The organism is Variovorax sp. GW822-FHT04E09 (genome assembly GCF_058800845.1).
This window is the reverse complement of record NZ_JBXAMR010000004.1, coordinates 83,529-101,406: the sequence shown is the minus strand read 5'-3', so window position 1 is coordinate 101,406 and position 17,878 is coordinate 83,529. Positions and strand designations below refer to the sequence as shown.

Here is a 17,878-nt window from a genome sequence, read left to right as displayed (position 1 = left end):
CGTTTTCCTTCCCCCACGACACACACCATGACCACACCCGAAGACATCTACACCGAACCCCCGGCCGACCCCGACACGCTCGCCAACCTCGGTCCGCTGCGGCCGATGGCGGGCATCTGGGAGGGTACGAAGGGCGTCGACGTCAAGCCGAAGAAAGACGGCCCGAAGACGCAGGTCTACGTGGAGCACTACGAGCTGGAGCCCATCGACGCGCAGACCAACGGCCCGCAGCTGCTGTACGGCCTGCGCTATCACACCTACATCCACAAGCCCGGCCTCACCAAGATGTACCACGACCAGGTCGGCTACTGGCTGTGGGAGCCGGCCACCAGCACCGTGTTTCTCACGCTGGCCATTCCGCGCGGGCAGGTCGCCATGGCCAGCGGCCACGTGAAGCCCGGCAACACCGAGTTCACGCTGAGCGCCGAGCACGGCAGCCTGGTGAACGGCATCGTGTCGAACCCGTTCCTGGAGCGCGCCTTCACCACGGTGGCGTGGAACATCACGGTGAAGATCAACGCCGACGGCACCTGGTCGTACGACCAGGACACCGTGATGCAGATCCTGGGCCAAGCCGAGCCCTTCCACCACACCGACCGCAACACGCTCACGCGCGTCGGCGAGCCGGGGCTCAATCCGCTCGCGATGATGGGCTGAGGCCGTTCAGTCTGCGGGCGGCTTCGGCGTGCGCAGGCGCCGCAGCCGCACGGTGAGCTCCTTCACCAGCTGAAGCTCCCCGCGCCGCTGCGCCACCTCCAGCGCCCGCGCGAACGAGGCCTCGGCCTTCGCCGCGTCGCCGAGCGCCAGTGCGAGCAGACCCTGCAGCCGCCACGCGGCGGTGAACTCGGGGTCGAAGGCGAGCGCCTTCTCGACATGCATCAGCGCCGTGGGCGCGTCGTCGCGCCGGTGGTGCGCCAGCGCCAGGCTCATGTGCAGCAGGGCGCCGTCGCGGCCGGCGGCCAGCAGGCGTTCGAGTGCTTCCGGTGAGGGGCCGGGTGGGGTGGTGGCGGTGTTCATGGCATTCGTTCGACCTTCCTTGAGGGACTTTGAGTGCCGGCCGGCGGGTATGTCAATATCAAAGAATAATCTTTGATATTTAAAAACGCAGGCGCCCCGATGAATCTCCCTACCTCCGTCTGGCTGTTCCAGTCTCTCCACGCGCTGGGCATGGCGCTGTGGCTGTCGATCGCCGTGCGCAACAACTGGCGCGGCTTCGCGGGCTCCGCGTTCGCGGTCGGCGGCACGATGTCGATGGCGCCGTTGCGCGTCGATCCGGCCATCGACACGCCCTTGCTCACGCGCGCCATCCGCTCGGTGGCGCTGCACCGCGCGGCGCTGTGCGTGGTGCTGGCGTTGCAGTTGGCGGCAGCGCTGGCGTTCTGGGCCGGCAGCGTGATGCTGGTGGTCGGCGGCGACCTGGCCGCCGCCCGGCCATGGCTCAACCTGGGGTTGGCCGGCTTTGCTGCATTCCTGTTCTCGATGCACCTGGGCGGCCTGTGGTTCGGCTACTGGATACGGCAAGAGGGCCTGCAGCTCACGCACCTCGTGCTGCTCCTGTGGGTGCTGGCGGCGTTCTTCCTGTTCAACCTGTCATGGCATTGATGCCGCCTTCGTCCTACGCGCGCGGTGAGGCCACGCCCACAGCCCGCGCGACGCGCTGCATCCACCATCGGTCCTCATGAACAGAGTGATTCTTGCGTTCCTGGGTGGGGTTGCCTGCGCCGCCGCCGTGGCGGCCATCGCGGAGCCCGTGAGAGTGCCCGTCGACAGCGACGACAAAGGCACGGCCTACATCGCGCCCAACGTCAACTCCACCGAAACCTCGGCCCGCACGAACGGTGCCACGGTCGGCGTGCAGCGCCCGGATGGCAGCGCCCTCGAAGCCGGCACCGACACGTCGGGCAAGCGGCCCACCTATTCGGTCGGTGCCAAGACCGGCGGCGACGTCTCCTTCTCGGGCGGCGCGCATTCGGACGGCAAGGCCAACACCGGCGTGAAGGCCGGCATCACCATCAAGTACTGATCTTCAGCACGGGGTCAGACCATCGTCGCGTAGACGATGAAGCCCTCGTGCTTCGCGACCTTGTCGTAGAGCGTGCGCCCGGCCGCGTTGGTCGTGTGCGTCTGCCAGTACACGCGCTGCCCGCCCGCGCCGCGCACCGCGTCGTACACGCCCTGGATCAGTTGCCGGCCTACGCCCCGGCCGCGTTCGGACGACTGCGTGAACAGGTCCTGCAGGTAGCAGGTCGGCTCGATGCGCGTCGTGCTGCGGTGGAACAGGTAGTGCACCAGCCCCACCAGTTGTCCCTCGCGCTCGGCCACCAGCGCATGCACCGGCTCGTACGGATCGAAGAAGCGCTGCCAGGTGACCTGCGTGATCGCCTCGGGCAGGGCCGTGGGGCCCTCGCGGCCGTAGAAGGCGTTGTAGCCGTCCCAGAGCGGCTTCCATGCGGCGAAGTCGTCGGGCGTGGGCGGGCGGATCAGGAGCGTGGGCGTGGTCATGAGGTCAGGGGGCCTTTCCATTGGGCACGGATGTGCTGCGCGCCGCGATGGCAGCGGCGGTGGTCGCGGCGTTGACAGGACAGGCCGGCAGCGCCACCGGCACCGCCGCGGGCATGGGTTCGGGCACCGGCCCCATCGACTTCTCGAGAAAGTCGAGCATCGCGCGCATCGCCGCGCTGTTGTGGCGGCGTTGCGAGTACGCGGCATACAGCCAGTGCTCGTGCGGCATGTGGTCGCGCAGCACCGGCACCAGCGCGCCGCGCTCCAGGTGCGACTGCGCCAGCGGCTCGGGCACGTAGGCCACGCCCACGCCGCGCAGCGCCAGCTCGATCAGCGCCACCGCGTCGTTGGCCTCCATGCGGCTGTGCACCGCCACGTCGTGCGGCTGGCCGTCGGTTTCGAATGGCAGGTGCGTGGTGGGCATCGGCGAATAGCTCAGCACGTCGTGGCGCGCCATGTCCTCGGGCACCTGCGGAATGCCGCGCTGCGCCCAGTAGGCGGGCGACGCGCACACCACCATGTCGAAGCGCACCAGCCGGCGCACGATCAGGTTCATGTCGTCGATGCGCCCGCCCGTGAGGTGGATGTCGATGCCTTCCTCGATCAGGTCGATGTCGTGGTTGGTGAAATTCAGGCTCACGTACACGTCGGGGTAGAGCTTGATGAACTCCGCGATCACGTCCGAAAGCCAGCCCGCGATGAGCCCGTGCGGCGCGCTCATGCGCAGGCGCCCGCGCGGGTGCGAGCCGTGCGCCTGCAGGTCGTTGAGCGTGTTCTCGGCCATCGTCACCAGCTCGGTGCTGCGCTCCAGCAGCACCTCGCCTGCGTCGGTGAGGCTCAGCGAGCGGGTCGAGCGGTTGAGCAGGCGCACGCCGCTGCGCGCTTCCAGCTCGGCCACATAGCGGCTGACCGTGGCCTTGGACATGCCCAGCGAGAGGGCCGCGCGAGAGAAGCTGCGCCGGAACGCGACTTCGCGGAACGTTTTGATGAGATCGAGACCATCCATAGATCGGCGCATTGTTCCAGCATCGGGGGAGGGGGCACGGGTCGTAGGGGCATCCCGGTTTTGCGCCGTGAAAGGGGTGGGGGTGCCTGGCTATACTGCCGCCCGTTGCGCCTGAGGAGGCGCGGCCGGGCTTGGTCTCCCGAAACACCTCTGCGCCCACCTCCCGGAGGCCACGCATGGCGCTCGCTCCCTCGTTACCCGAATCCTCGGCGACTCTCTGCGCCGAATCGCTCGCCCTTCAGGCCTGCGACGACCTCGACAGCTTTCACATGGTGCGCCGCGCGTATGCGTGCATCGAGAAACTCATCGTGCCGCAACATGTGAACGACACCGACGATGTGTACCCGACGCGCACCGAACTCGGCGCGCTAGTGCGGCTGGTCAACGAAGAACTGCAGCGGCGCATCGAAAGGGCGGAGACCACGCTGCAGTCGCTGCGTGCTGCCGTGGGCGATGCCCAGCGGTGCTGACTGCTCAGGCGGGGCGCTCGCCGTTCTCCGCCGGTGGCTGCTGCTGTCGCTGTTGCAGCGTCGTCGAGATGCCGTAGAGCGCCAGCATGCCGAGCACGTGCCCGATGGCAACGCCCGGCTCCCCCGATTCGATCCGCGCGATCGTCTGGACGTGAACGCCCAGGCGCGCGGCAGCAGCGGCCTGGCCCTCGCCAGCCGTTGTGCGCGCCAGCTTGGCAGCAGCACCGAACGCCTTGATCGCTTCGATCGCGTCGTCTCCGATGTCGGAAGAAATTCGTTTTCCTTGGGCCATGGGGTGATTGTGTCCGCTCCTGGCGAAGGTCGGTAGAGAGGCTTCCGCGCAGAGGGCGCACTGCGCGGCGCGCTTCGGCACAAAGGCTGTTGGCGACGTTCTCTCGGTGAGCTGCACGATTGTTCCTACTCTGTGTTTTACAGTCAGACATGCGACATCTTCTTGTGCCACTTGTTTTTGCGCTTTGTGCTGCGTGCTCCGTCCCAAAACAACCGTCGACGGCTTCCGCGTCTGCGAACGTTGCGGCCGACTTGCGAGAGGGGGAAGCTGCGTTCGCCTCGAAGCAATTGCTCTTGGGCAAATGGCGTCACATTGATCTGGTGAAGATCGTGAACGGGACGCGGCTTGTACCGCAGCCCAGCAACGGAGAAAATTTTGCGGAGTTCGGACCAACTACATGGTCTTCAACCGGCCCAAACTTTCGATCTGCCGGGACCTACAGGTGGATCGACGATCAAACCATCGAAACGACCATCATTGAGTCGAATCTGGCAATTCAGCTTGGAATGGTTTCCAGGAAGCGCGTGGAATTTGATCAAGGGAAATTGCAGTTGATTGTTGAGCAGACAGCCGCTGAGCTAGCGAAGATCATGCCGCCGTCGGCGGGTACCAGTCAGCAGACCGACATCATTGTGATTACACGTTTCGCGCGAGCCGGTTCATAGCGACGGAACTTGGCTGGTCGAGGTGCAGTGCAGCTCGAGCAGGTAGTACGTTCAGGGCCGCAATGTGGAACCGCTTATGGCCCGATCGTTGTGAGCGCGTCCGACAGAAAGTCGACCAGAACCGGACGTGCAATCGCAGCCTCCAATCTCAAGTCTCTGACGTATCCCCAGCCATGCACCTAGTCAGCCTGTCAGTACTTGCCCCCGAGGATGTTCACGCGATCTGGCGCCTGTCCGCATCGCCCGCTGTGGATGTTCAAGGCACCGCCGCCTGGTCGTTCGAAGGAAATGGCATTCGCACGCGCACGACGTTCCTGAAGGTGTTCCACGAACTGAACCTGTCCGTCATCGAGCTGCCGAATCTCCTGAAGACAAACGAACGCGTGTGCGATCTCGCGGGCTATCTCGACCCTTTCTATGACATCTACGTCATCCGGGAGTCGAACCACGAGCGCCTCGCGGAGTTTGCGGCCTCGTCTCGCAGACCCGTAGTCAACGCGATGTCGAACGCCGGCCATCCATGCGAAGTGCTTACGGACGCCTACTTCATCGAAACGACCATGGGTCCGATCCAGAGGGCGCGCATCTGCCTTTGGGGACCGCCGACCAACGTGTTTCGTTCGTGGCACGAGCTGGCCAGCGTGATGGGCTTTACGCTGGTTCATGTCTGCCATGAGAGCTTCCACGAGACCATCCCCAACGTCGCCTTTTCATCGGCTTCCCCAGAAGCAGCGGACGTGGTCATCACCGATGGCTGGCCTCGGGGCACGGAGCAGTTGAGCCGTCCGCTGTCCGTCGAAGATCTGACTCGGATGGGCAACCCCGTGCTGTTGCCGACGCCACCGTTCACTGTCGGTGGTGAACTTTCGGTGGACCCTCGTCGCTATCCGCACTTCGTCGGCTACGAGCAGAAGAAGCTCCTCTTGCCGGTGCAAAGAGCGGTGCTTCAATATCTGCTTGCAACCTGAATTGACCGGGGCCAGTCAGTCGAGTGCTGGACGGAATAGAGTCGAGAAAAGCTTGAACAGCCTATGAGCGAGGACTTCATCTCCATCAGCCGATCGCTTGTCGAGGACGCATGGAACAACCCCGACATGTGGGAAGCGAACCTTGCCTCTGCGCAAGCGTTGCTCTCGAAGGTGCTCGTTGAATCCCCCGGCAATGTCCTTGCCCTGACGTGCTTGGGCGCCGTGCTTTCCGATCAAGGCAAGCACAAAGAGGCTGCATCCGTCCTGAAGCGTGCAGTCGAACTCGGCTCCACCGATCGGAACACGTTCTTCAACCTCGGCGTGGCAACGATGAACTTCGGCTCACGCGCGAAAGCCATGTCTGCATTCCGTGGGGCCGAAGGGCTCCAGGCTTCGCCGCTGTCGTGGCCGGCATACTTTGATGCGCAGGCCCATTGAGCGCCCTCCCACCCCAAGCAAGGAGACCCGCATGAGAACGCTGAAAATCATGGAGCACATCTCGCTGGATGGCGTGATCCAGACCTCGGGCGAAGACGGTTTTCCCTACGCGGACTGGACCGCGCCGTACCGCAGCCCCGCCGGCCGCGATGAAGTGCTCGCCGCGCATGGCGGGCGCTTCGATCTGCTGCTCGGGCGTCGCACCTACGACCTGTGGTCGGACTACTGGCCCAAGGCACCGAGCAGCGCGATGGCGGACGGCCTGAATGCGGCGACCAAGCATGTCGTGACCCACCGCCCCGAAAGCCTTTCGTGGGGCCCGTTCGAAAGCGTGGGGCCGGACGTCGTCGAGGGCGTTCGCCGCATCAAGTCGCAGGCGGGCCCGAACCTGATTCTCTGGGGCAGTTCCTCGCTGACATCGACGCTGCTCGAGCACGGCCTGGTGGATGACGTCGTGCTGCTCGTCTATCCGGTGCTGCTGGGCGCGGGAAAGCGCTTCTTCGCGCAGGGAACGCCACCCCGCGCCTTCGAACTCGTCACCACGAAAGCAATGCCATCAGGCATCCTCCTCGGTGCCTACAAAGTCGCCGGTCCTTTGAAAGCCGGGTAGTCGAACAGTCCGACATCACAAACGAAATTCGGCGTCACGCCAGACCCATCTGCCCCGTCCAAACGCCTCATGAACACCTCCAGCCTTTCCGCCGCCCGCGCCTATGCACTCAGCATGCACGGCGCGCAAATGTACGGAGCGCACCCGTACTCGCACCATCTGGATGCCGTTGCGCTGACCCTTCTGCCGTACGGTCAGGAGGCTCAGGTCATCGGGTATCTGCACGATGTGGTTGAAGACACCGACGCGACACTTGCTGAAGTGCGCCTGCGCTTCGGCGATCAGGTTGCTGCGTGCGTCGCACTCCTCACGGATGAACCTGGCGCGAACAGGAAGGAGCGCAAGTCGAAGACCTACGCGAAGCTGGCCAGAGTGACAGGGGCGGAGGAACTGGCGCTGGTCGTGAAAGTGGCTGACCGCCTCTCGAACGTTCGAGCCTGTGTGGCCGATGCCCATCGCGACCTGTGGAACGTCTATCGTGGTGAGCATGAAGTGTTCAAGGCCGCTGCATTTCGGGCAGGCCTCTGCGATGCGCTCTGGTCTGAACTCGACGAGCTGATGAGCGATGAGAAGCAGCCACGGAACGCGAACAAGGCCGAAAGCTGACCAGGGTCGAACCCTGTTGCTTCTGACCACTTACCCCACTCATTCACAGAGAACACATTGATCCACCGCATCCGCACGGCCCTCGTGGCCTGCACCTTGGGCGCCGCGGCACTGACCGTTTCCGCGCAGGTCAAAATCGGCTTCATCGGCACGCTCTCCGGACCTGGGGCCGCGGTCGGGCAGGAGCAGTACGACGGCTTCATGCTGGCGGTCGAGCAGCGCCAAGGCGTGCTCGGCGGTGTTCCCGTGGCGGTCCTCAAGGAAGACGACCAGCACAACCCCGAGCGCGGGGCGCAGCTGGTGCAGAGCCTGATCGAGAAGGACAAGGTGAGCTTCATCACCGGCGTGACCTTCTCCGACGTGATGATGGCCATGGCCAAGCCGATGGCCCGAGCGGGCATGTTGTTCGTCGGCTCGAATGCCGGCCCCGCGCCGATTGCCGGCAAGCAGTGCAACACCCGGTTCGTCTTCGCCTCGTACCAGGACGAGTACCAGGCCGGGATCGTGGGACGCTACGCGGTCGACAAGGGCTACTGGAAGACGCTGTTCATCGCGCCCGACAACGCAGCGGGCAAAGACCAGCTGCGCGGCTTCAAGCGCTACTACTCGGGCGAGGTGGTGAGCGAAATCAACGTCAAGCCCAACCAGACCGACTACGCGGCAGCGCTGGCGCAGATCCAGCGCGTGGCGCCCGATGCGGTGGTGGCGTTTCTGCCGGGCGACATGGGCGTGAACTTCATCCAGCAGATGAACCGATCGGGCCTGCTGAACAAGGTGCCCTTGCTGACGGTGGGCACGGTCGACGGCACGACGCTGCCGCTGCTCAAGGAGGCCGCGCTTGGTGTGGTGGCCGGCGCGGTCTGGGGCCCCGATCTGCCGAGCCCGACGAGCAAGGCTTTCGTTGCCGCCTTCGAAAAGAAGCACGGGCGCATCCCCTCGCAGTACGCGGCGCAAGGTTTCGATGCGGCGCTCCTGATCGACCGCGCGCTGAAGGAGACCAAGGGCTCCGTCGCCGATCGCGGTGCCTTGCGCAACGCGCTCAACGAGGCCGACTTTTCGTCGGTGCGCAGCGGCTTCAAGTTTCTGCGCAACGGTTTCCCGGTGCAGGACGGGCACGTCTTCGTTGTCGCGAAGGACGCGCAGGGCCGTGTGTCGCTCAAGCGGGTCGCCACGCCGCTGGAGGCGAATCCGGATGGGTACTGGAACGAGTGTCGGTAGGCAGGGGCCGGCGGCATCTGGCCAAGGCCCCGACGTTCGCAGCGCCTATGCTCGGCGTTCAAGAACAAACCCCGTCCCTCCCGGCCACTGCCGCGAGACCACAGCCTGACCATGCACCCGACCGGAACCCTGCGCGGCATCGTCGCGATGCTGTTGGCCTGCGCCTTCTTCGCCTGCATGGACGCGCTGCTCAAGACCCTGGCCGGGCACTACCCGCCGGTGCAGGTGATGGCGCTGCGCGGTCTCACGGCGCTGCCGCTGGTGTGCGTGTACATCGTCTGGCGGCGCGAGGCGGCCGGCGTTTTCAACCGCCGGCTGCGCTGGCGCCTGCACCTGCTGCGCACGGCGCTGAACATGACGATGCTGGTGCTCTTCGTGCACGGCCTGAAGACCCTGGGCCTGGCCGAGGCCTACACGCTCACGTTCATCGCGCCGCTGCTGATGGTGCTCATCGCCGTGCCGCTGCTGGGCGAGTCGATTCTGCCGCGGCACTGGATCGCCATCGGGCTGGGCTTTGTCGGCGTGGTGGTGGCGCTGCGGCCCGAGCAGGGGGCCTTCCTTTCGACGGGCGCGCTGGCGATCCTGGTGGCCGCCGTCTGCTATGCGCTGTCGAACATGCTGGGCCGGCTCATCAGCCGCACCGAGCCGAGCGCCGCGCTGGTCTTCTGGACCACTGCGGGCATGGCCGTCGGCGGCAGCCTGCTCGCGGCGCCGCAATGGGTGCCGCTGCAGGCCGAGCACGCGTGGGCGCTGGCGGGCCTGGCCCTCAGCGGCTTCCTGGGCCAGCTGGCCATCGCCGAGGCCTTCCGCCACGGCCAGGCCGCGGCCATCGCGCCCTTCGAATACAGCGCGCTCGCGTGGGCGCTCGTGATGGACTGGGTGTTCTGGCAGGCCGCACCCGATGCATGGACGCTGGGCGGCGGGGCGTTGATCGTCGCGAGCGGACTGTGGCTGGCGCGCAGCGAGGCGCCGAGGTCTGTGCAGAAAAAGCAGAAGGCCGCCTGAGCCGCTAGAGTCGGCCAGAAGCAGCCACGCGCACAAGACTTTCAATGCCTCGAACCACTTCCGAGATCGCTCACGACATCGCCAACTTCGAACCTCCGGAGGACGGCAGCTGGCGCCACCTGGACTCGCTTCTGGATGAACTCTGGCGGGCGGGCAGTCCGGAGCAAGCCATGCCCGAAATGCTGAGCGTTTTCGAGCGCTACCCCGAGGAAGACGGCTACGGGGTCATGTGGACCATCGTTCACGGATTGGAGAGCTTGCCCAACTACCAGCCTGAGCTTCTTCGCTCCCTCGCGCGGAAGCCCAGCGAACTCGGCATCGCCATGGTCGGGCGCATCCTGAACGCCGGCACGACGGAGATCGGCGGCGTTTCATTGCTGCAGACGCTGCACGATCTGGCGAACACGGCGGCCTCTTCGTACATCAGGGAAGAAGCGCTCCGTGTGGCGTCGCGGCCGCGCTGAACGTCCCGTCGTGAGGTGCATTGGATAGCCGCTTATTCGCATCGTGCGCCGCGATGCTCCCAGGCTGCGCGGCTTAGCGACCCAAGCCCATGACCACAGACCCTCTTCCAATCACCCGGCCCGCCATCCTCTTCGTCGCATGCGCCGCGGCGGCGGGGTTCTTCTGGTGGGCGTTCCATGAGCGGTACTACAGGCACAGGGACTGCATTGAAGTATCCGCATCCAGCTGCATCACGCCCGACGGCGCCAATCTGATCGACGGGAGCGCCGTTTGGTCGGTGGTCGCTGGCCTCTTCACGTGCGCCTCGGTCTACTACCTGGGGGTCGTGCTTCGCCGTCGTCGGGCGAATGGCCGCTGATGGCCGGCTGAAGCGAGAGTTCAGGCCCCGCCGTCTTGTCGAGCCAATACGGGCGCCTCATGCCGCGAGGCCACTTCCGGCTGGCCATCGAGCGTGGCCCGCGCCTTGGCAAAGCAAGCCACGTCGGCCGGCAAGGCCACGCCGCTTTGGGCGGAGCGGGTCCAGATGTGGCTCGTGAGTTCGACCGCGTTGGGATCGTCATAGCACCCGCGTGAGATGGCGCGCACATCGGGCCAACGCTCGAAGGTCAGGCCCATCGTCGTGCCGCACGAGGGGCAGAAATGAACGAAGACCTGCTTGTGGCTGCCGTCCGATCGGTGCGCGTACTGCCGCAGTTCGCCTTCGTTGAACTGCACGGCGTCGATCGGAAAAAGCGACTCGGCGTAGAAGGACGTGCCGGTCATGCGCTGGCAGAACGTGCAATGGCACGCGAACGTGCGCAGCGGCGGCTGGGTCGTGCTGAATCGGACCTTGCCGCAGAGGCAACCCCCTTCAAGTACAGCTGGCATACGGCACCCGGAAAAAGAGGAGGATTCTGCCCCCTCGATCGACGGCGTTCGATGCAGCTGCCCGAACCGCGCGCTCAGGCCAGCCCCAGCTCCTTGGCCTCGGCTTCGTAGTTCGGGTACGACGCCTTCATCGTCGCGCCGTTGAGGATCATCTCAGCCACGAGCGTGCGCGACGGCATCTCGTAGACCTGGGTGCGCACCCACACGGATTCGGTGCGCGCGCTCTCGCTCAGCGCGATGATCTCGCGCTCCAGTTCGTAGTCCTGGTCGACGAAGAGCGGGCCCTTGATGAGGCGAATCTCCTGTCCGGCGAACAGGCCCACGGCCGGCTTGCGGCCATTCAGTTGCGCCTCGGCGCTGGTGGAGCCGAGCAGCACGCTGATCATCTCGGTCGGGATGATGGCCCGGCCCCACGGCGAGCGCTTGCCGCCTTCGGCCGAGTACCAGTCGCAGGGCTCGGTGATGACCTTGAGCTTGTCGGCGAGCGTGAAGGGGTAGTGGTCGCCCATGTGCTGGTCGAAGCCCATGCGGATCTTCTCGACGACCGCGCCGCGCTGGCCCACGCGCAGGTCGCGGTTGATGACCAGGCCTTGGGCCGGGCGCAGCTTCGCGATGCGCTGGGGCAGCTCGTGCGGGTGCTGCGAGGCATCGCCCACCGATGTGGTGCCGGTCAGCACCGGCGTGCCGTCGGCCTTCTCGGCGCGCAGGCGCACGAAGGTGGCGCCGGGCGCGGGCAGGTCGACAAAGGCGCGCACCGACTCGCCCTCGACCACCATGTTCTGGTAGTGGGCGCTGATGCAGCCGGTCTCGAACCAGGCCTGTCCGAACACATGGAACAGCAGCGGGTCGAACTGGCTGAAGTGCGTCGGCCCTTCGATCGGCCCGGCGCGCAAGCCCAGGGTTTCCGCCGTCGCGTCGTCGTGGATCGATTTGTGGTCGTCGTAGGTCTGGTCGGCCAGCATCTGGCGCGGCTGGCGCAGCGGGCCGCACAGGCCCAGGGCGGTGGTGGTGAAAGGCGAGGTCATGGGGGAGGGCTCCGTGTAGCCGGCGGCGGGCGCCAGTCGAGTTCGCGATGATGGCAAAGTCTCCGCGCCGCGCCTGTCGCCTAGGGAACGCCTGATGCGGCCGGCCACACAGTCACTGGCGGTCGGCGCACGGAAGATGCATCGGTCGTCCTTGCATGACGGTCCGAGTGGCCACCCGCCTCATTGCGCCTCGACGCCCAGCTCGCGCATCCGCCTGGTGATCACGTTGAACTCCTCCTTGTACGACGCCGCGAACTGCTCGGGCGTGCTGTTCATCACCTCGAAGCCCCGGCCCACGAACAGCTGGCTGACGTCGGGCGAGCCGACGATGGCGCGCACTTCACGGGCCAGCTTGTCGACGATGGGCTGTGGCGTCTTCGCCGGTGCCAGCAGCCCGATCCAGACGTTGGTGTCGTAGAGCGGGTCCTTGAAGCCCAGTTCGTTCATGGTCGGAACCTGCGGGAGCGTGGTGGAGCGCTGTCGTCCCAGCACGGCCAGCGGCACGACCTTGCCCGTTGGCGCATGCTGCATCGCGCTGGGCACCGACGACAGTCCGACGTCGATGGTGCCCGACAGCAGGTCGGTCACCACCGGCCCTTCCCCGCGCTGCGGCACATGCACCATGCCGGCACTCAGTCCGCGGTTGAGGCTCTCGCCGGCCAGGTGGCCCAGTCCGCCGACGCCCCAGGACCCGTAACTCAGCTTCGCGCCGCCCTTGGCCACCTTGGCCTTCAGGTCTTCGATGCTCTTGATGCCGGTGCCGGGGTGCGTGGAAATCAGCGCCGGGCTGCGCACCACCTGCGTGACGCCGACGAAGTCCTTCTGCGGGTCGTACGCCAGGGTCTTGAACAGCGCCGTGTTGTTGATCTGCGAATCGGTGATGGTCATCAGCAGCGTGTAGCCGTCGGGCTTGGAGCGGCCGACTTCGCCGGCGCCGATGGCACCCGCCGCACCCGCCTTGTTGTCGACCACCACCGGCTGCCCCATCGATTTCGACAGGCGATCGCCCAGGGTGCGTGCCACGAAGTCGGTCGCGCCGCCGGCGGCGTAGGGCACGACGAGGCGGATCGGCCGCGAGGGGTAGCTCTCCTGCGCGGCGATGGGCAGCGCCAGCGTGATCGCTGCGCATGCGGCAGTCATTTGCTTGAACATGGTTGTCTCCAGTGGTGGGTTGGGTTGTCTGCTTGTTGTTGGGGGCGTCAGAGATCGAGGACGAGGACGGCGCTGCGCGCGCGAGACACGCAGGGCAGGATGCAGGCGTGGCTGTCGCGCTCCTCGTCGCTGAGCACGAAGTCGCGGTGATCCGCCTCGCCCTCGAGCAGCGGCACCTCGCAGCTGCGGCACATGCCTTCGCGGCACGAGAAGGGAACGCTGACGTTGGCGCCTTCCAGTGCGTCGAGCAGGCTCTGCCGCGGTGCGACCTCGATCCTCTGGCCGCTGCGATGCAGCACCACGGTGAAGGCGCCGGCCGATGCTGCGGGCGTGGCTTGTTCCGGCGATGCGAAGCGTTCGAAATGGGTGGCCGCCTTGTCGATGTCGACAACGCCTGCGGCCGCGCCGACCGCGTTCATCAGCCCTTCGGGGCCGCAGCAGTAGAGGTGGGCGCCTGGGGCCGCACCCGCCAGCCAGCCCGCCAGGTCGGGTGGCGTGCCCGCCGCTTCCTGGTCCACGTGCAGTTGCACGCGGTCGTGGTGGCGCGCCAGCGTCCACGCATAGGCGGCACGGGCCCGCGTGCGCACGCAGTACAGCAGCTTCCAGGGCCTGGCGTGGGCCTCGCACCAGAGGATCATGCTCAGGATGGGCGTGATGCCGATGCCCCCGGCCACGAACACATGCTCGGTGGCGGCCGGGTCGATGCCGAACAGGGCGCGCGGCGCGCCCACCTCGAGCACATCGCCCACGGCAAGGCGCTGGTGAACGAAGGCCGAGCCGCCGCGCGAGGCTGGCGCCAGGCCCACGCCGAGCAGGTAGCGATGGCGCTCCAGCGGCGAGTTGGCCAGCGAATACTGTCGGCGGATGTCGCCGGGCAGCAGCAGGTCCACATGGGCGCCCGCGGTGAAGGGCGGCAGCGCGGCGCCGTCCTGCGCACGCAACTCCAGGCCGAGCACATCCTGCGCCTCGTGCGTGAGGCGGGTGACGAGGAGCTTCATGGCTCAGGCCTTGACGGGTTCGGGCGCTGCTGTGGCGGCGGGGCGGACCGCAGTTTCTTCGAGCGCTTCTTCTTCCAGCCGACGCGAGACCATCCAGCGGAACTGGTTCAGCGCGGCGTCGATGCCGAAGGCCATCATCTTGAAGTCGGGCGCCAGCGCCAGGCTCTTTTGCTGCGCGGTGATGATGTCGCGGTCTTCGTCGAAGGCATCCACCACGGCCTGGTGGATCGAGTGCGTGACTTCGGGTTGGTCGATGGCGAAGTTGTGGGGATGCGCGAAGAAGTAGTGGGTGGAGTTTTCCGTCTCGGGCGTGATGGCCTGGCAGCCGCGAAATTCGATCGCACCCTCGCGGTTGCCTTCGGCAGCACCCTGGCCGGTGGGCGCCATGCCGGAGTCCATCAGCAGGACGGCCGGGATGGTGAAGTTGTAGATGTTCCATCGATCGACCCTGCTGCCCCAGTCCTTGACCGCCTGGGCGAAAGGCGGCGGCTCGGTGTCGAGGGCCCACCGGGTGATGCGCACGCCGTTGTCGATGCGTTCGACCTTGGGCTGGGCGGCGGCGTAGTCCGCACTGCCTCCCAGCGTGGTCGGGTGTACGAAGGGCAGGTGGGAGAAGTCCAGCAGGTTGTCGCAGATCAGCAGGTAGTTGACGTCGTAGTGGATGTAGCCGTCCAGGCTGCGCCAGTGCGGGTCGTCCAGCCATGGCGTGTCGGGGATCAGCGCCGGGTCGGCCTTGTCGGGGGCGCCCATCCAGATCCAGACCCAGCGATGGCGTTGCACCACCGGGAAGCTGCGCACCCTGGCCTGGATGGGAATGCGCTTCTGGGCCGGCGCCTCGATGCACTGGCCCGAGGCGTCGAACTTCAGGCCGTGGTACATGCAGCGCACGCAGTCGCCTTCTCGCCGTCCCACCGACAGGGGCGCGCCGCGGTGGCAGCAGCGGTCTTCCATGGCGACGATCTCGCCGTCGTCCTTGCGGTACATGAGAACGGGCACGCCGATGATGGTGCGGGCGAACAGGCCCTGCGGCGTGAGCTCGTTGTCCCAGGCAGCCACGTACCAGGTGTTTTTGATGAACATGGGGCGTCTCCTTTGTTGTTCGCCGCGTTCGGGTCACGGCATGGGCAGAGCGTAGGACGAGGGTTCCCATGTATCAATGTCATTTCAGTCATTCCTAGAATGCGTGGCATGCATGCGGAAAACCTCGACCTGAATTTGCTGGCGGTCTTCGACGCGATGTTTCGCGAGGCCAGTGTCACGAAGGCCGCGCAGGGCCTCGGGCTGACGCAGAGCGCGATGAGCCATGCGCTCAACCGGCTGCGTGCTTTCTTCGACGACCCCTTGTTCGTCAAGGTCGGCAGCCGCATGGAGCCCACGCGCAAGGCCGAGGGCATGCGCGCTGCGGTGGTGGAGGTGATGACCACCGTGCGCCAGCAGATCCTGGCGGGCGCACGGTTCGAGCCCGCACTGGCGCGACGCACCTTCACCCTGTGCATGACCGACATGGGCGAACTGGTGTTCCTGCCGCCGCTGCTCGAGCGCTTCAAGAAGGAGGCGCCCGGTTGTTCGCTGCGCACGCTGCAGGTGCCGCTCGAGCAGGTCGAAGGGCTGCTTGCGTCAGGCGAGGCCGACCTGGCGGTGGGGTCCATCCGTGCGGCGCCCGAGGGGCTGTTTCATCAGCGCCTGTTCCTGCACTCCTTCGTGACCATCGCCAGCGCGCGGAACAAGGACATCGGCGCCACCCTCACGCGCGAGCGCTTCGAGGCGATGCGGCACATCGTGGTCTCGCTCACCGGCCACTCGGCGGAGAGCTACGACAAGGTGCTGGAAGACCAGGGCATCCGCCGCACCGTGGCCGTGATGACGCCCCACTTCCTGATGGTTCCGCTCCTGATGGACCGGCACGCCGATCTGCTCGCGACGGTGCCGCGCGAACTGGCGGAGGTCTTCGCCCGCATGGGCACGGTGCGCATGTTCGAGCCGCCGGTGCCCGTGCCCCAGTTTCAACTCAACCAGCACTGGCATCCGCGCTTTCATCACGACCCTGCCGTGGTCTGGCTGCGCGATGTGATGAAACACACCTTCGAGCACTACCCGCGCATCACCACGCAGGCCGGTCCCCCGGCCAGGAAAAGTGCGCGAGCCAAGTCGCGTTGACGTGCCGGTAGGCATCGACTTTGCCTCTGCTGCGAACCTCATCCCCCACCCGTTTCTCCGTGCACGCTTGTTCGAGCGGCCGCGCACTGTTACAAAGGGCGTCTCCATGCGCTCGCCCACCTTTTTCTTCGTTTCGCTGCTCTGGCTTGTCGTGGCCGCTCCGGCCGCGCAGGCGGAGGTGGTGCGCTGCACCGATGCCGACGGGCACATCGTTTACACCGACGGCGCCTGCCCGCCGGGGACCAGGCAGTCGCGGCAGCTGCGCATCGACGAGCCGCCGCCTGCACCGCCGCGCGCCTCCAACGAGGAAGACTCTCCGCGCCGGCCGGACTACGCGGCACCGTCCGCCCCGCCACCGCAGCCCGCACCCTCGGGGCCGGCCATCATTCCGCGTTACCCGGTGGGCGAGGCGCCCGCGGCCGACCCGGGGCCGACCTACATCTGGGGCGGCGATCCGTACTACGGCCCACCGCGACCGGGGTATCACCCCCGGCCGCCGCGTCCGCCGCGCGATCCGGGGCCGCCGCCCGGCCAGCGGCCGTGCAATCTTGCGGGCATCAAGCGCAGCAACTGCTGAGCGCGTTCGTCCTCTTTCCTCTGCTTCCTGCTTCTTCATGACCGTTGCCGCGCCCGAGCGCCTTTCCCCTTGGGTCGTCCATTGCGACGGCAGCGCCATGCCGAACCCCGGGCGCATGGGCGTCGGCGTCGTCATCACGCAGCCCGACGGCACCCGCCACACCTTCTCGCAGGCCACGCACACCACGGGCTGCAACAATGAGGCCGAGCTGCGGGCGCTGACGCTCGCGCTGCGCGAGCTGCAGGCGCGTGGCGCCACCACCGTGCAGGCCTTCAGCGACAACAGCACGCTGGTCGAACAGTTGAGCGGCGGCGCCGACGTGCGGCCGATCATGCGCATGGCGCCGCTGTTCGACGAGGCGCGCACGCTGCTGCAGGGCTTCGACGAGGCGCGCGTGCAATGGATTCCGCGCCACCGCAACGGCGAGGCCGACGCGCTCGCGCGGGCCGCGCTGGGCTTCGGGCCGAAACCGCCGCCCAAGGCCTGGAAGAAGCGGCGCTAGCGGCGCTCGCGAAGGGGCATGCGGCAGGTTCTATCATTCGGGTCGATTCAGACACCCGTTTCCCCATGACCGAAGAAGCCACCTCCAAGCCCACGCTGCCCGACCATCTCTCGACCGATCCGCGCAGCCCGCACCACATTCCCGCCGTGTTCGAGCACCCGATCGGCATCCGCTTCAACGGCAAGGACCGCCTGGACGTCGAGGAATACTGCATCAGCGAAGGCTGGATCAAGGTGCCCGCCGGCCGCACGCTGGACCGCAAGGGTTATCCGCTGCTGATCAAGCTCAAGGGCGCTGTCGAGGTGTACTACCGCGACTGACGGCCCGGGGGCACACACCCCGCCGTTCCTGTTTT

25 protein-coding genes are annotated in these 17,878 nt (G+C 66.5%); 16 read left to right on the top strand and 9 right to left on the bottom strand.

Going from position 1 to position 17,878, the window contains the following annotated elements; genetic code table 11:
• The first annotated feature begins 27 nt into the window (after positions 1–27).
• A complete protein-coding gene (locus tag AC1RL8_RS17515; RefSeq protein WP_492686029.1) occupies positions 28–657 on the top strand; it encodes an FABP family protein in 630 nt (209 codons plus the stop codon).
• 6 nt (positions 658–663) lie between these two features.
• Here AC1RL8_RS17515 and AC1RL8_RS17510 read toward each other — a convergent pair whose 3' ends face one another.
• Entirely contained in the window at positions 664–1,017 is a 354-nt protein-coding gene (locus tag AC1RL8_RS17510) for a hypothetical protein (RefSeq protein ID WP_492686030.1), read from the bottom strand.
• A 99-nt stretch (positions 1,018–1,116) separates the two neighbouring features.
• Between AC1RL8_RS17510 and AC1RL8_RS17505 the strand changes: the two genes are divergently transcribed.
• Positions 1,117–1,602, top strand: a complete 486-nt coding sequence (locus AC1RL8_RS17505; RefSeq protein WP_492686031.1) for a DUF2165 family protein — start codon at positions 1,117–1,119, stop codon at positions 1,600–1,602.
• A 76-nt stretch (positions 1,603–1,678) separates the two neighbouring features.
• Positions 1,679–2,023, top strand: coding sequence for a hypothetical protein (locus AC1RL8_RS17500; RefSeq protein WP_070061747.1), 345 nt, complete (start codon positions 1,679–1,681; stop codon positions 2,021–2,023).
• 14 nt (positions 2,024–2,037) lie between these two features.
• On the opposite strand, the gene AC1RL8_RS17495 is transcribed toward AC1RL8_RS17500, so the two are convergent.
• On the bottom strand, positions 2,038–2,502 hold the full coding sequence (locus AC1RL8_RS17495) for a GNAT family N-acetyltransferase (RefSeq protein ID WP_492686032.1): 465 nt from the start codon (positions 2,500–2,502) through the stop codon (positions 2,038–2,040).
• A 4-nt stretch (positions 2,503–2,506) separates the two neighbouring features.
• Positions 2,507–3,508: a LysR family transcriptional regulator gene (locus tag AC1RL8_RS17490; protein ID WP_492686033.1), complete on the bottom strand. Its 1,002-nt coding sequence runs from the start codon at positions 3,506–3,508 to the stop codon at positions 2,507–2,509.
• A 176-nt stretch (positions 3,509–3,684) separates the two neighbouring features.
• On the opposite strand from AC1RL8_RS17490, the gene AC1RL8_RS17485 reads away from it, so the two are divergent.
• Positions 3,685–3,978 (top strand): hypothetical protein, encoded by a 294-nt coding sequence (locus AC1RL8_RS17485; protein WP_492686034.1) that lies wholly within the window; start codon positions 3,685–3,687, stop codon positions 3,976–3,978.
• 4 nt (positions 3,979–3,982) lie between these two features.
• Here AC1RL8_RS17485 and AC1RL8_RS17480 read toward each other — a convergent pair whose 3' ends face one another.
• Complete coding sequence (locus AC1RL8_RS17480; protein ID WP_369644255.1) at positions 3,983–4,270, bottom strand: helix-turn-helix domain-containing protein; 288 nt, start codon at positions 4,268–4,270, stop codon at positions 3,983–3,985.
• A gap of 149 nt (positions 4,271–4,419) precedes the next feature.
• Between AC1RL8_RS17480 and AC1RL8_RS17475 the strand changes: the two genes are divergently transcribed.
• The 8 genes from AC1RL8_RS17475 (at position 4,420) to AC1RL8_RS17440 (ending at position 10,244) form a co-directional block, all read left to right on the top strand.
• Positions 4,420–4,935, top strand: a complete 516-nt coding sequence (locus AC1RL8_RS17475) for a hypothetical protein (protein ID WP_492686035.1) — start codon at positions 4,420–4,422, stop codon at positions 4,933–4,935.
• 173 nt (positions 4,936–5,108) lie between these two features.
• Positions 5,109–5,903: an ornithine carbamoyltransferase gene (locus AC1RL8_RS17470; protein ID WP_492686036.1), complete on the top strand. Its 795-nt coding sequence runs from the start codon at positions 5,109–5,111 to the stop codon at positions 5,901–5,903.
• Positions 5,904–5,966: 63 nt separating this feature from the next.
• Positions 5,967–6,341: a tetratricopeptide repeat protein gene (locus tag AC1RL8_RS17465; protein ID WP_492686037.1), complete on the top strand. Its 375-nt coding sequence runs from the start codon at positions 5,967–5,969 to the stop codon at positions 6,339–6,341.
• A 31-nt stretch (positions 6,342–6,372) separates the two neighbouring features.
• Positions 6,373–6,951: a dihydrofolate reductase family protein gene (locus AC1RL8_RS17460; protein ID WP_492686038.1), complete on the top strand. Its 579-nt coding sequence runs from the start codon at positions 6,373–6,375 to the stop codon at positions 6,949–6,951.
• Between the two features lie 69 nt (positions 6,952–7,020).
• A complete protein-coding gene (locus AC1RL8_RS17455; RefSeq protein ID WP_492686039.1) occupies positions 7,021–7,557 on the top strand; it encodes an HD domain-containing protein in 537 nt (178 codons plus the stop codon).
• 57 nt (positions 7,558–7,614) lie between these two features.
• Positions 7,615–8,775: an ABC transporter substrate-binding protein gene (locus AC1RL8_RS17450; RefSeq protein ID WP_492686040.1), complete on the top strand. Its 1,161-nt coding sequence runs from the start codon at positions 7,615–7,617 to the stop codon at positions 8,773–8,775.
• Positions 8,776–8,886: 111 nt separating this feature from the next.
• On the top strand, positions 8,887–9,780 hold the full coding sequence (locus tag AC1RL8_RS17445; RefSeq protein WP_492686041.1) for a DMT family transporter: 894 nt from the start codon (positions 8,887–8,889) through the stop codon (positions 9,778–9,780).
• 44 nt (positions 9,781–9,824) lie between these two features.
• The gene (locus tag AC1RL8_RS17440; protein ID WP_492686042.1) at positions 9,825–10,244 is read left to right on the top strand and encodes a hypothetical protein; all 420 of its coding nucleotides are present in this window, start codon (positions 9,825–9,827) and stop codon (positions 10,242–10,244) included.
• A 379-nt stretch (positions 10,245–10,623) separates the two neighbouring features.
• Here AC1RL8_RS17440 and AC1RL8_RS17435 read toward each other — a convergent pair whose 3' ends face one another.
• The 5 genes from AC1RL8_RS17435 to AC1RL8_RS17415 form a co-directional block, all read right to left on the bottom strand.
• On the bottom strand, positions 10,624–11,112 hold the full coding sequence (locus tag AC1RL8_RS17435; protein ID WP_492686043.1) for a GFA family protein: 489 nt from the start codon (positions 11,110–11,112) through the stop codon (positions 10,624–10,626).
• A gap of 74 nt (positions 11,113–11,186) precedes the next feature.
• Complete coding sequence (locus tag AC1RL8_RS17430; RefSeq protein WP_492686044.1) at positions 11,187–12,137, bottom strand: hypothetical protein; 951 nt, start codon at positions 12,135–12,137, stop codon at positions 11,187–11,189.
• A 180-nt stretch (positions 12,138–12,317) separates the two neighbouring features.
• Entirely contained in the window at positions 12,318–13,289 is a 972-nt protein-coding gene (locus AC1RL8_RS17425) for a Bug family tripartite tricarboxylate transporter substrate binding protein (RefSeq protein WP_492686045.1), read from the bottom strand.
• Positions 13,290–13,336: 47 nt separating this feature from the next.
• Positions 13,337–14,287 (bottom strand): PDR/VanB family oxidoreductase, encoded by a 951-nt coding sequence (locus tag AC1RL8_RS17420; protein WP_492686046.1) that lies wholly within the window; start codon positions 14,285–14,287, stop codon positions 13,337–13,339.
• Positions 14,288–14,290: 3 nt separating this feature from the next.
• Positions 14,291–15,367 (bottom strand): aromatic ring-hydroxylating dioxygenase subunit alpha, encoded by a 1,077-nt coding sequence (locus AC1RL8_RS17415; protein ID WP_492686047.1) that lies wholly within the window; start codon positions 15,365–15,367, stop codon positions 14,291–14,293.
• Between the two features lie 108 nt (positions 15,368–15,475).
• Here AC1RL8_RS17415 and AC1RL8_RS17410 point away from each other — a divergent pair, with 108 nt between their 5' ends.
• The 4 genes from AC1RL8_RS17410 to AC1RL8_RS17395 all read left to right on the top strand — a co-directional run bounded on the left by AC1RL8_RS17410 (position 15,476) and on the right by AC1RL8_RS17395 (position 17,843).
• Entirely contained in the window at positions 15,476–16,444 is a 969-nt protein-coding gene (locus tag AC1RL8_RS17410) for a LysR family transcriptional regulator (protein WP_159274548.1), read from the top strand.
• 106 nt (positions 16,445–16,550) lie between these two features.
• Positions 16,551–17,021: a DUF4124 domain-containing protein gene (locus tag AC1RL8_RS17405; RefSeq protein ID WP_492686048.1), complete on the top strand. Its 471-nt coding sequence runs from the start codon at positions 16,551–16,553 to the stop codon at positions 17,019–17,021.
• Positions 17,022–17,058: 37 nt separating this feature from the next.
• Positions 17,059–17,523 (top strand): ribonuclease HI family protein, encoded by a 465-nt coding sequence (locus AC1RL8_RS17400; protein WP_492686049.1) that lies wholly within the window; start codon positions 17,059–17,061, stop codon positions 17,521–17,523.
• A 65-nt stretch (positions 17,524–17,588) separates the two neighbouring features.
• Positions 17,589–17,843: a DUF3297 family protein gene (locus AC1RL8_RS17395; protein ID WP_062468964.1), complete on the top strand. Its 255-nt coding sequence runs from the start codon at positions 17,589–17,591 to the stop codon at positions 17,841–17,843.
• Positions 17,844–17,878: the final 35 nt, after the last annotated feature.